Source organism: Fusicatenibacter faecihominis (assembly GCF_020686945.1).
GTDB lineage: Bacteria > Bacillota > Clostridia > Lachnospirales > Lachnospiraceae > Limivivens > Limivivens faecihominis.
In genome coordinates this window covers 88,317-100,477 of sequence record NZ_JAJEPR010000003.1, presented here as the reverse complement: position 1 = coordinate 100,477, position 12,161 = coordinate 88,317, and the positions used below count along the sequence as shown (strand labels likewise).

The following is a 12,161-nucleotide window of genomic DNA, read 5'->3' as shown; positions in this document are numbered from 1 at the left end:
TCCATAATTTACTATAAAAGGGAAAGGGATGCAATCGTTTTCTGCAACCCTTAAGAAAAATGTAAGAAATAATTACAGGTTTTATAGGAAGAAAATCTACAGTTGACAGAGAGAAGGTGGATATTTATAATAGATTTGTTACTGAATTATGAATGAATCATTACAAAGGAGATTGTGAAAAATGAGCAGAAAAAAAACACTGCTGTGTCTGATCTGGGCCTTTCTGCTGCTTCTGATACCGGCAGTCGGCGCCTCCGCAGCCACGGAACTGCAGTATGTATATCTGACACCCAGCGAGAATGGAAGCCAGACCGGTGTGATCGTTGCCCTGAACGGAACGGAACCGGAGAACGCTTCTCTGGATTATGGAACAGGAACGGTAAAAGCTTCTGAGATTTCCGGTAATCATCTGGTATTTCTGGTTCCCGGAAGCGGCGTTACGGAGAAAAATCTGAAAAGCCTGACCATCGAAAAGAACTCTGAGAAAGAGACGATCCGGCTGACTTCCTTTTTCCAGGCTGCCGGAACAGAGAAACTGAATCCAGCAGAGGAAATCTCTGACAGCGGCATTGCTTCCGGAAGAAGCAGGGCGGCAGGCGGCATCACGGAAGCTCAGGAAGCAACGGCGGAAGCCTATACCGCAGAGAGCAGCAGTGAGATCATTTCCACACTGGCAGCAGCCTCTGCTCAGGCAGGAACTTCTCTTTCCCGCTCCGGCACGAACAGCAACATTGTAGTGGTGCTGGACCCGGGCCACGGCGGAAACGAGGCCGGGGCAAACCGTACTTGGAACGGCGTCCTCTATGAAGAGAAGGTCATCAATCTGAAAATTTCAAAATATACCGCACAGGAACTGGAAAAATATGCAGGTGTGACGGTTTATCTGACGAGAACCGGCGATACCACTCTTTCCCTCGAAGACCGTGTGGACTATGCGGCCAAGAAAAATGCGACGGTTCTTGTGAGCCAGCATATCAATTCCACGAATAACAACCAGGATTCCGTCAGCGGTTCTCTGGTCTTTGTGGCTACGGGTAATTACCGGCCGGATCTGAAAACCAAGAGCTGGGCGCTTTCCAATACGATTTTGAACGAGCTTTCCAAGCTGGGCCTTAAGAATCTGGGCCTCCAGATCCGGACCAGCGAGAACAATACTCTCTATCCGGACAAGAGTCTGGCAGATTATTACGGAATTATCCGCCGGAGCGTTCTGGCCGGCTTCCCGGGAATCATCGTGGAGCATGCCTTTGTGAACAACCCTTCTGACTGCAAGAAGTATTTCGGCAGCGATGCAGCCATCCAGAAGCTGGGTGTGGCAGATGCGACGGCCATCGCCAAATATTACGGTCTGAAGCTGAAATCCGAAACGCCGGATACGGAGCCCACGACAGAGCCGACCACAGAACCGGACAGTGATACCGGAAGCTGGCAGGAGGAGAACGGTCATTATTATTATGTCAACAGCGATGGTTCCAGAGCAGGCGCCGGCTGGCTGAAGCTGAAGGACGGAACCTATTATCTGGACGAGAACGGTTATCGCATGGAGGGCCTGATCAATATTGGAGAGAAGACCTATTATCTGGATCCGGAGAATGGCAAACGGCTGACCGGCTTCCAGACCATCAACAAAAAGGTCTACTATTTCCGTCCGAGCACTGGCTCCATGATTCATTTTGGCTGGGTAAATATCAATGGAAACCGCTATTATTTCCATGACGACGGCCATGCCCAGACCGGACTGGCTGTCATTGGCGGAGAGCGTTATTTCTTCCGGACCGATGGCTCCATGATCCGCAGCAAGTGGGTTTATTACTGGAACAGCTGGTATTTTGCTTCCTGCAAAGGAAATCTCTACCGGAATACCTGGCACTACATCGATAAAAAGCGCTATTATTTCAATAACAGAGGCATTACGAAAGGGCGGAGCGACATTCCGTCCGGAATCTACACAAAAACAACTGTAGTAGAGAGATAAGCAGTACTTGCCGAAAAGACAAAAAAATGGTATGATCTTATCAACTATCGAAAAATTGTGACGAAAAGGAGATAAGAATGAAGCAATTGTTCCTGGGAGGGATCAGTCTGGGCTTCCACTTCTATTTCTTTCTGGCTTTCGGAAGCCTTTTCCGGAAAATTCTGGGGAGAAAAGAAGGATTAAACCGGTATTCACCGCTGTTTACACCAGTACTTGGACTGTTCCTTTATTATGGCCTGTTTGAACTTCTGGCTTTGCCCATGACGTTGCTGCTGGTACCGCTGCACGTTTTGACGGTTGTCTGGGGCGCAGCCCTGGAAGCTGTCGGACTTGCAGCGGCTTTTTTATGCGGCAGAGACTGGGTGAAATCCGGAAAAACGTTGGCGGAAATCTTTAAGAAACAGCCGGGAATCTATCTTTTGGCCGGAGTCCTCGTGCTGGGTCAGATGATCTATGTGGCGGCTTACGATCTCAACTCGGCGGATGCGGCATACTATGTGGCAAATATCAGTACGTCCCTTTATACGGATACGCTGGGGAGATACAATCCCTATACCGGTTTTTTGAGCTCCGTCTTTAATATCCGTTATGTGACGGCAGCCTGGTATCTCGATACGGCGGCTTTTGCCAAGGTTTTCCATGTGCATCCGATGGTTCTGGCCAAGACGATCAATCCTGTCATGTGGACCTTTCTGGCAGATCTGGTGTATTACCAGCTGGGCTATGCGCTTTTCCGTGGAAAGATGGAAGAAACGGCAGAAAAACTCCTGTCAGACAGCGGAAGAGAGCGGGGAACCGGCTTTTTCTCTGTGCGGAAAAAAGCGGTGGCCTTCCTTATAGCGGCTGTATTTTTCCTGCTTCTTGCTGGAAATCAGGAATTTTCCGGTTTCATTTTTTACCGGGCCTACGAGGGAAAAGCCATGCTGGAAGGCCTGGTGATTCCGTTTCTGTTTCTGCTCTTTGTGCGGCTTTACCGGGATCCGGAGGATAAAATGGCCTGGTGGGGACTTTTCTTCACCGCCCTGGGAGCAGTATGTCTTACCACTTCTTCCATGACTGTGGTGCCAGCCGCTGTGTTTGCGGGGATTTTGCCCACAGCGCTGAAACAGAAGAAAATCCGGCCGCTGTTCCGGGGGGTTCTCGCGATTTTGCCGGATATGGCAGTGCTGGCGCTTTATCTGGCCGTCAAGCTGAGAATCGTAATCCTGGCGGCGAAATAGGAAAGGAGACAGACGTTTATGAGAGGTTTATCTGTGGCAGAACAGGGGCTTCGTTTTATCTGGGACTGTTTTGTGAAATACCAGGGAACCTGGGCGTATCTGCTGTTGGGCGCTCTGGCGGTGGTTCTGGTTCTGCTGTACAGGAAAAAAGAAGCCGCTTTCCTTTTTCTATGGTATCCGCTGGTGCTTCTTCTTACGGTATTCAATCCGTTTCTGATGAACCGGATTATCGTAAAAATGGATTTTGAATCCGAGTTCTACCGCTTTTTCTGGCTGGTTCCCCTGCCGTTTCTACTGGCTTATATACTGGTGGAATCAGGAGTGCGGCTGAAAAAAGGCTGGAAGCGGGCTGTGCTTCTTCTGGCGGTGGGCGGTCTGGTCCTTTTCTGGAACCGGGCTTCGCTCAGGCAGCTTGCCACCGTTTCCATTCCGAAGAATGTTTATAAGGTGGAAGATGATCTTCTGGCGGTCAGCGAGCTGATCCACCGGGATAGCACGGAGGAAGAGCCGAAGGTGGCTTTCCCACTGGAATACAACCTGCAGGCGAGACAGTATGATCCGAGCCTTCACCTTACGATTGAGCGAAATAAGATGCTCTTCTGGCTGGGCATCAATACGGCCGGCTCCTATACGGATGAAAATGTGAGCTACCGTTATCAGTCCGATATTATGGATGTGATTTACGGAGGGCAGAATACAGATCCGGTGACTTTAAGAATCGCCCTCAACAGAACAAGGACGGACTACCTTGTCGCCTACAAAAAGAATGACATTCATGAGACGATTCTGGCTGCCGGCTGCGAGGCCATAGGGGAAACCTCTGACGCGGTGGTATATCTTACCTTATTTGGAAAGAACCATAAAGAATAAACTTCCAACTGCTTAAAGGTTGTTTTTTGAGCTATTCTAGTGTAAGATATACGCAGCACGTTCCGGGCACCGAAACTTAAATCATTTAGGGGGGAAGACCTTGGAGAAAAGAGAAAAATACAAACATTTGCTCATGTTTCTGGCTTCGGTTCTGATCATGGCGATTCAGATCGGCGTCTTTGCATATATGTGGTACCATCATTTTGAAAAAAATATGCTGAGGCGGTACTGGCACAGGGGAAACTATGTAATCATTGGTCAGTATGCTCTGCTTCTGTTTCTTTTCTATAAGCTTTACGGCGGTTTTAAAGTGGGCTACCTTCGGGTATTTGAGGTGCTGTATTCGCAGATTTTGTCCGTACTCTGCGTGAATTTCATCACTTACCTGCAGCTGGCGCTGATCGGCCACTGGAAATTTGGCCATAATATCAAATATCTGCTTGAGATGACAGGAATCAATATGGTGGTCGTGGTGATCTGGGTATTTTTCATGCGCTGGGTCTATGCAAGACTCTATCCGCCCAGACAGATGCTGATGATTTACGGAAAATACAGTCCCAGGGACCTGGAAAAGAAAATCGGCACCCGGGACGACAAATACAATATCTGTGAGGAGATTCATCTGAGCGTCGGGGAGGAGGCCATCAAGGCAAAAATCCTTCAGTACCATGCGGTGCTTCTGGGAGATATTCCCTCTCATGAGAGAAATCTCTTTTTGAAATTCTGCTTTGAAAATAATATCCGCTGTTACAGTGTGCCGAAAATTTCCGATATTATGCTTATGAATGCAGATCATATCCATCTTTTTGACACAAGCCTGCTTCTCTTTCGGAACCGGGGACTGACTGCGGAGCAGCAGTTCGTGAAACGCCTCGTGGATATCGTATTTTCCCTTCTGGGCCTGATTGTGGCCTCACCCTTTATGCTGGTGATCGCCATTCTCGTGAAAGCCTATGACGGGGGCCCGGTTTTTTACCGCCAGCCCAGACTTACTAAGGACGGAAAGGTTTTTGATGTACTGAAATTCCGGAGCATGCGGGTGGATTCCGAGAAAAAAGGCGCCCGTCTTGCGATGAAAAACGATGACCGGGTGACTCCGGTCGGAAGAGTGATCCGGAATATCCATTTTGACGAGCTGCCTCAGATCTTTAACATCCTGAAGGGGGATATGTCCCTCGTGGGGCCGCGCCCCGAACGGCCGGAGATCGCCGCCCAGTATAAGCGGGAGATTCCGGAGTTCGACTACCGTTTGAAAGTAAAGGCAGGCCTGACCGGCTTCGCCCAGGTGTACGGCAAGTACAACACGACGCCTTATGACAAACTGAAGCTGGATCTGACATATATCGAAAACTATTCGATTCTGCTGGATTTCAAGCTGCTTTTCCTGACCTTTAAGATTCTTTTCCAGAAAGAGAATACGGAGGGCGTGGAGCAGTGGCAGGTGACTGCGGCTACAAAGGAAAAGGGCGGAAAGGAAGATCAGGAATGAAAAAAGTATCGGTGATCATTCCGGCCTACCGCTGTGCCGCTACCCTGCGCCAGGCCATCGATTCGGCCCTGTTTCAGGAGGTACCGCTGGAGATTCTGGTGCTGGACGACTGTTCCGGGGAGGATATCGAAGGGATCGTGCGTTCCTACGGGGACGAGCCGAGACTTCGCTATCTGAAAAATGAAAAAAATCTCGGGGCTGCGGCCACGAGAAACCGGGGCGTGAAGCTGGCCACAGGGGATTATGTGGCGTTTCTGGATGCAGATGACTGGTGGGAGCCGGAAAAACTGAAAAAACAGCTGGCGCTTCTGGAACAGACGGGGGATGTGCTGGCCTGCACCGGCAGAAGGCTCTGCTCGCCGGAAGGAGAGGATCTCGGAAAATGTATTCCGGTGAAAAGCCGGATCACCTACAAAGACCTTCTCCATCACAACAGCATCAACTGTTCCTCGGTGCTGCTTCGCCGGGATGCGGCGCTCCGTTATCCCATGGAGCATGAGGACAGCCATGAGGATTACATCACCTGGCTGAAAATTTTGCAGGAGTACGGGATGGCATCGGGAGTGGATGAGCCGCTTCTGAACTATCGCCTGACGACAAAAGGAAAATCAGGAAATAAATTGAAATCCGCCGGAATGACCTTTAAGGTCTACCGTTACATGGGCTTTGGACTGGGAAAATCAATTCTCTGCTTCATCAGCTATGCCCTGAACGGGATCTGGAAATACAGATGAGGAAAGGGAGGCTTCTTTATGATAAAGGTATCACTGATTCTTCCGGTCTATAATACGGGAAAATATCTTCGTCAGTGCCTGGAAAGCATTGAAAATCAGACCTTAAAGAATTTTGAGGTGCTTTGCGTGGATGACGGTTCCACAGACGATTCTGTGGAAATCATCAGCGAATATGTGAAAAAGGACAGCCGTTTTCACCTGCTGGAGCAGAAAAATGCCGGCGGCGGAGCGGCCAGAAACCATGGCATGGAGGCGGCGAAGGGAGAGTATCTCGCCTTCCTCGATTCCGACGATTTTTTTGAGCCGGGCCTTCTCGAAAAGCAGGCGAAACGACTGGATGAGACAAAGGCAGATCTCTCTGTCTGCAAGGTGCGCTGCTGGCACGAAGATCTTCAGTTTTTTACCGATGAATACGCGGCCATGCGGGAAGAGTACCTTCCGAAAAAAGAGATCTTCAACTATCATGACTTCCCGGATTACATTTTCAACACCTTCCACAACTGGCCCTGGAACAAGATGTTCCGCCGCTCCTTTGTGGAGGAGAAGAAACTGAAATTTCAGGAAATCCGCCGGACGAATGACCTTTTCTTCACCTGCTCTGCCCTGGTAAATGCGGAGAAAATCACGACTGTGAAGGAGTTTCTGGTCAATTACCGGGTAGGCATCACAGGAAACTGCCAGAGCACCAATACGGCGACTCCGCTGGATTTCCATAAGGCCTTCTCAAGACTCCGGGAGTATCTGCAGGAGAAGGGCTGCTATGAGGAGGTAAAGAGAAGTTTTATCAATCACGCCATCGACGGCTGCGTGGCCAACCTGCTTTCCCAGGAAAAGAGCGAGCAGCAGGAGACCCTTTACCATCAGCTGAAAGGCGGCCTTTTCAAGGCGCTGGATATCGAGGATCAGCCGGCGGAGTATTACTATGACTACAATCAGCGGATGTATCATTTTTACCGGACCATCATGGATGAGGATTACGACAGTCTCTTAAGGCTTCGGATTCAGGATCTCAAGGATGAGCGGGACAACTGCCTGCACCTGAACCATATCGAGAAAATGGGCATTATTCACAGGGATGAGGACCGGATTCATCAGCTGGAACGGGAAAACGAAGAGCTGAGACGGCAGCTGGAAGAACTTCAGGCTGAGGTGGACAATATTTATGGTTCCTTCTCTTACAAGGCCGGCCATGTGGTGACTTCCCCTCTTCGGGCCTGTGCCCGGGCTGCTAGAAAAGCGGTGGGAGCAGAGCAGAAACACACGAAACGAAAATAAAAGATCAGACCGGGAGCGTTTGTTGTGCCCGGTCTGTTTTGCTGGAATAGGAAGGAATGTTGCGCTTCCTTGACAGTATATTTACAGATATGTTAAACTGGACAGTGAATCAGAGTATAAAAAATGAAAGGGAGTACCAATGGATAAACTTCTGACAGTGGTCATTCCTGCGTATAATATCGAAAAATATGAGGAACAGTGCTTAAGTTCCTTTGTAAAGCCAAAAGCTCTGCCGGAGATCGAGGTGCTGGTCGTCAACGACGGTTCCTCCGACCGGACGGTGGAGATTGCGGAGAAATATGTACAAAAATACCCGGATATTTTCCGGGTCATCAATAAAGAGAACGGCGGCCATGGTTCGACGATCAACCGCGGCATAGAGGAAGCCCGGGGAACCTATTTCAAGGTTGTGGATGGGGACGACTGGGTGGACGGAGCCGCCTTTGGGAAGCTCGTGCGTTTTCTTCACACGGCTAAATCGGATTTTATCGTGAACCGTTACTGCTGGGTTCACAATCAGACCGGAGAAAAAAAGCTGGAATTTGAATCGCCCTTCCCGGGAGTCAGCTATGGAAGAGAGTATGCTTTTTCGGAGGTCAGCGGAAAGACCTTCCTGAAAATGCACGCGCTGACGATAAAAACGGAATTATTGAGAAAGATTCCCAAGATCGACGAACACTGCTTTTATGTGGATATGGAATACGTCCTGTTTCCGATTCCCTATGTGCGGACCGTGACGTTTCTGGAGGAGGTCATCTATCAGTACCGGATCGGCCTTGCCGGGCAGAGTATGGATATGAAGAGCATGCAGAAAAATGAGGTCAATTATACCCGGGTTCTGGACCGGCTGCTGGCCTACTACGAAGAACAACAGCGGAGAAAGATTCCCGTTTACTGCCTGACGTATCTGGAAAACAGTCTGGGACGGATGGCGGCTACCCGTTTCAAAATCTTTTTAAGCTTTCCCTATGACAGGAGTATTCCCGGGAAGATGAAAGCTTTCGATAGAAACCTGAAGGAACGTTATCCCAGAATCTATGCGGCTGTGATAAATAAACCGGTTCTTCTCTTAAGAAAGAGCGGCTATCTTCTTTATCCGGCGGCGCATCTGGCATTTTACTGGAAAGAAAGGATAAAAAAATAAATATGAGTATCTGGAAAGAACGGCTGCAGGTCTTTTTTCAATACAAAGATCTTTTGTTTCAGCTGGTACAAAGGGATGTGAAACTGAAATACCGGAGAAGCTTTCTCGGCTATGTATGGAGCGTCTTGAATCCGCTGCTGATCATGCTGGTCATGACGGTGGTGTTCTCCACGATGTTCCAGAGAAAGATCACAAACTACCCGGTATACCTCATCACCGGCCGTACTCTTTTTGAATTTTACAGTACCTCGACAAAGGCGGCCATGCGGTCGATCCTGGGCAACGGAACGCTGCTTAAGAAAACCTATGTGCCGAAATACATTTTCCCGCTGGCCAAGGTGACGAGTTCTCTGGTGGACTGCTTCTTCTCCCTGGGGGCCATGCTCATTGTTATCGCGTTCACCCACGCCAAGGTCAGCTGGTACCTGCTGCTTTCTCCCATTATTCTGGTGCAGATTTATATTTTCAGCCTGGGAGCCGGCTTTTTCCTGTCAGCGATCAACGTGTTCTTCCGGGATATGCAGCACATCTATCAGGCTGTGATCACCGCCTGGATGTACGCAACCCCGCTGTTCTATGATCTTGACAGCATCAAAAATACGACGGTTGTCTTTATCATCAAAGCCTTCAACCCGCTGTATTACTATGTGGCAGGTTTTCGTGACTTGGTTTATTACGGAAGATTTCCGGGACCCAGGATTTTCTGGGGCGGCTGGATCATCGCTTTTCTGGCTCTTGGCATCGGACTCTTTTATTTCAAGAAAGTACAGGATAAGTTTATCCTTTATATCTGACGGAGGAACAGCATGAGTGAAGAATATATTGTAGATGTGGACCATGTGACGATCCGCTTCAATCTGGCCAGTGAAAAGGTGGACAATCTCAAGGAGTATGTGATCCGTCTTCTGAAGCATCAGCTGATGTTCCAGGAATTTCTTGCGGTAAAGGACGTTTCCTTAAAGATCCGTCCGGGAGAGGCCTGGGGGCTGATCGGCATCAACGGTTCAGGAAAATCCACACTTTTAAAGGCAATCAGCGGTATCATGAAGCCGTATAAGGGAACCATAACCGTGAGAGGAAGCATTTCCCCTCTGATCGAGCTTGGCGCGGGTTTTGACCCGAATATGACAGCCCGGGAAAATATTTATCTGAATGGCGCGGTGCTGGGCCATTCCAAGAAATTTATGGCGGAGCATTTCGATGAAATCGTGGAGTTTGCAGGAATTGAGAAATTCCTGGATTCCCCGATCAAGAACTTTTCTTCAGGTATGAAAGCGCGCTTGGGTTTCGCCGTGGCAACGGTGGTAAAACCGGACGTCCTGATCGTGGACGAGGTTCTGGCTGTGGGAGACGTGCGTTTCCGTAAGAAATGCATGAAACGAATGGAAGAGCTTCTGGATGGCGGCACCACCCTGCTTTTCGTTTCCCATAATATCGAGCAGGTGAGAAGTCTCTGCACCCATGCCCTCTGGCTGGATCACGGCGATACGGTCATGTCAGGTCCGGCAAAAGAGGTCTGCGCGAAATATATCGAGGCCATGGAGGCGGCAGACGTCAAAGAATCGAAGGATAAGAAAAAAACAGAATGAATTGATAAATAGAAATGGAGAAAAACAGCGTATGGATATCAAGCAGGTGTTGTTGCCGGAGGCAATTGATACTGATGAACTCCTGTATTACCGGAAGGATGAGGAACTGGTAGAGACAGGGAAGGATGGCAGTCTGGTCTTCCACAAGGGAGGGGCGGCTGACTTCAATACGTTCTTTAACAGTTTTTCCATTGGAAAATGGAGAAAATATACAGTCCTTGAGACCGTTTCCCTGAGTCTGAAGCTGCAGGGAAGTTTTACGGTTTCTCTGAAGCATCATGTGCTGAGCAAGGGTCAGGTGAAAACCAAGATTCTGGAAGAGCAGACCATTCTCAGTGCGGAGCCGAAGGTATTTACTTTCGATTTTGGTGAGGGACAGGATAATGGCATCTATTCTTTCAGCGTCAAATCCAATGCCCATGGTTCCATCCTCTGGGAGGGAAAGTATTTTGAGGAAGTGCGGATGCCGGTGAATATGAATGTCAATATCGCCGTGGATATCTGCACCTTCAAGAGAGAAGAGTATGTGGAGCGGAACATGAACGTGCTGAAAAAGACGATTCTTGAAAATCCCGATTCTCCGCTGTACCGTCACCTCTATGTGCTGATCTCCGACAACGCCAAGACCCTGGATCCGGAGAAAATCATTGGCGACAGCCCCTATATCCAGATCAATCCGAACCGGAACGTCGGCGGCGTGGGCGGTTTTACGAGAGGCATCATTGAGGCCATGAAGATGCAGAGTTCAAAGGATATCAGCCATGTGCTCCTGATGGACGACGATGCGGTGATCCAGCCCCACAGCCTGGAAGTGAACTATGTATTCCTCTCCCTTCTGAAAGAAGAGTACAAGGACTATGTCATGGCCGGCTCCATCATGCGAATCGACGAGCCCAACGTTCAGTACGAGCTGGGCGCCCGCTGGAACCGCGGAAATATCGTGGCCCAGCGCCATTATCTGGATATGAGAAAGCTTAAAAATCTGCTTTTGAACGAGGAAGAAGAGGAACCGGCAGAGTACACCGGCTGGTGGTACACCTGCTATCCCTTAAGCACACTGGATAAAAATAATCTGCCTCTGCCGCTTTTTATCCACAGAGACGACGTGGAGTACGGTATGCGTATCGGAAATGGCAAGTTCATTTTTATGAACGGTCTCTGCGTCTGGCATGAGGCTTTCGAGAACAAGATGCAGGGTCCGCTGGAATATTACGATATCCGGAATCTGGCCATCGTAAACGCAATTCATCATCCGGACTACGGCCCCAGGGAGTTCAAGAAAATCTTCACCCGCTGGGTCATCAACAATATCGTCCGCTACCGTTATAATTATGTGGATATGAACTTCCGTGCGGTGGAGGATTTCTGCAGGGGTATGGACTGGTTCATCCAGCAGGAAGCAGAGCCTCTGCACAAAGAGATTGCGGCTATGAATTACAAGGGACAGAAGAAAGAGGAGTTCTATGGCTACAAGGGCGTGAAGGAGTCCGATTTTGACTGGAAAGTCCTTTCCGATCCGGAGCAGCTGGCCGCTGTGAAAAAAGTGAAAAAATATTTCCAGATCCTGACGTTGAACGGCTATTTCCTGCCGGCGAAAAAAGACAAGGTTCTGGTGATGCCGCCCTACAACAACATGTACAAGATGTACCGGGTTCCCGAGGTGATCTACACCGATGCCAACGGAAACTGCATCCTGACGAAGCGGAGTGCCAAAAAGATGATTTCCTGCTTCATCGGCCTGTTCAAGATGTGGCGGTTTATCGATAAGAATTATGACGCAGCAAAAGAAACCTATGCGAAACGGTATACCGAGCTTACGAGCATGAATTTCTGGAGAAAATATCTGGAGCTGTAAGCTTAAAAAA

10 protein-coding genes are annotated in these 12,161 nt (G+C 49.1%); all 10 read left to right on the top strand.

Annotated features, from left to right (window positions below; genetic code table 11):
• Positions 1-181: 181 nt before the first annotated feature.
• The 10 genes from LKD71_RS02610 to LKD71_RS02565 all read left to right on the top strand — a co-directional run bounded on the left by LKD71_RS02610 (position 182) and on the right by LKD71_RS02565 (position 12,151).
• A complete protein-coding gene (locus LKD71_RS02610) occupies positions 182-1,975 on the top strand; it encodes an N-acetylmuramoyl-L-alanine amidase (RefSeq protein ID WP_227614230.1) in 1,794 nt (597 codons plus the stop codon).
• A 77-nt stretch (positions 1,976-2,052) separates the two neighbouring features.
• A complete protein-coding gene (locus LKD71_RS02605; protein ID WP_227614229.1) occupies positions 2,053-3,195 on the top strand; it encodes a DUF6077 domain-containing protein in 1,143 nt (380 codons plus the stop codon).
• Between the two features lie 18 nt (positions 3,196-3,213).
• Positions 3,214-4,065 (top strand): hypothetical protein, encoded by an 852-nt coding sequence (locus tag LKD71_RS02600; RefSeq protein WP_178047023.1) that lies wholly within the window; start codon positions 3,214-3,216, stop codon positions 4,063-4,065.
• A 100-nt stretch (positions 4,066-4,165) separates the two neighbouring features.
• Positions 4,166-5,554, top strand: a complete 1,389-nt coding sequence (locus tag LKD71_RS02595) for a sugar transferase (RefSeq protein ID WP_178047024.1) — start codon at positions 4,166-4,168, stop codon at positions 5,552-5,554.
• On the top strand, positions 5,551-6,288 hold the full coding sequence (locus tag LKD71_RS02590; protein WP_227614228.1) for a glycosyltransferase family 2 protein: 738 nt from the start codon (positions 5,551-5,553) through the stop codon (positions 6,286-6,288). Before LKD71_RS02595 ends, LKD71_RS02590 begins: the two co-directional genes overlap by 4 nt.
• A gap of 18 nt (positions 6,289-6,306) precedes the next feature.
• The gene (locus tag LKD71_RS02585) at positions 6,307-7,563 is read left to right on the top strand and encodes a glycosyltransferase (RefSeq protein WP_227614227.1); all 1,257 of its coding nucleotides are present in this window, start codon (positions 6,307-6,309) and stop codon (positions 7,561-7,563) included.
• 139 nt (positions 7,564-7,702) lie between these two features.
• Entirely contained in the window at positions 7,703-8,707 is a 1,005-nt protein-coding gene (locus LKD71_RS02580) for a glycosyltransferase family 2 protein (RefSeq protein WP_227614226.1), read from the top strand.
• Between the two features lie 2 nt (positions 8,708-8,709).
• Positions 8,710-9,501, top strand: coding sequence for an ABC transporter permease (locus LKD71_RS02575; RefSeq protein WP_227614225.1), 792 nt, complete (start codon positions 8,710-8,712; stop codon positions 9,499-9,501).
• 12 nt (positions 9,502-9,513) lie between these two features.
• The gene (locus LKD71_RS02570) at positions 9,514-10,296 is read left to right on the top strand and encodes an ABC transporter ATP-binding protein (RefSeq protein ID WP_178047029.1); all 783 of its coding nucleotides are present in this window, start codon (positions 9,514-9,516) and stop codon (positions 10,294-10,296) included.
• Positions 10,297-10,327: 31 nt separating this feature from the next.
• Complete coding sequence (locus tag LKD71_RS02565) at positions 10,328-12,151, top strand: glycosyltransferase (protein WP_227614224.1); 1,824 nt, start codon at positions 10,328-10,330, stop codon at positions 12,149-12,151.
• The last annotated feature ends 10 nt before the right edge of the window (positions 12,152-12,161 follow it).

Coding starts and splice junctions, on each gene's coding strand:
- LKD71_RS02600 (WP_178047023.1), top strand. CDS start 3,214: ATGAGAGGTTTATCTGTGGCAGAACAGGGGCTTCGTTTTATCTGGGAC.
- LKD71_RS02610 (WP_227614230.1), top strand. CDS start 182: ATGAGCAGAAAAAAAACACTGCTGTGTCTGATCTGGGCCTTTCTGCTG.
- LKD71_RS02580 (WP_227614226.1), top strand. CDS start 7,703: ATGGATAAACTTCTGACAGTGGTCATTCCTGCGTATAATATCGAAAAA.
- LKD71_RS02570 (WP_178047029.1), top strand. CDS start 9,514: ATGAGTGAAGAATATATTGTAGATGTGGACCATGTGACGATCCGCTTC.
- LKD71_RS02605 (WP_227614229.1), top strand. CDS start 2,053: ATGAAGCAATTGTTCCTGGGAGGGATCAGTCTGGGCTTCCACTTCTAT.
- LKD71_RS02585 (WP_227614227.1), top strand. CDS start 6,307: ATGATAAAGGTATCACTGATTCTTCCGGTCTATAATACGGGAAAATAT.
- LKD71_RS02590 (WP_227614228.1), top strand. CDS start 5,551: ATGAAAAAAGTATCGGTGATCATTCCGGCCTACCGCTGTGCCGCTACC.
- LKD71_RS02565 (WP_227614224.1), top strand. CDS start 10,328: ATGGATATCAAGCAGGTGTTGTTGCCGGAGGCAATTGATACTGATGAA.
- LKD71_RS02575 (WP_227614225.1), top strand. CDS start 8,710: ATGAGTATCTGGAAAGAACGGCTGCAGGTCTTTTTTCAATACAAAGAT.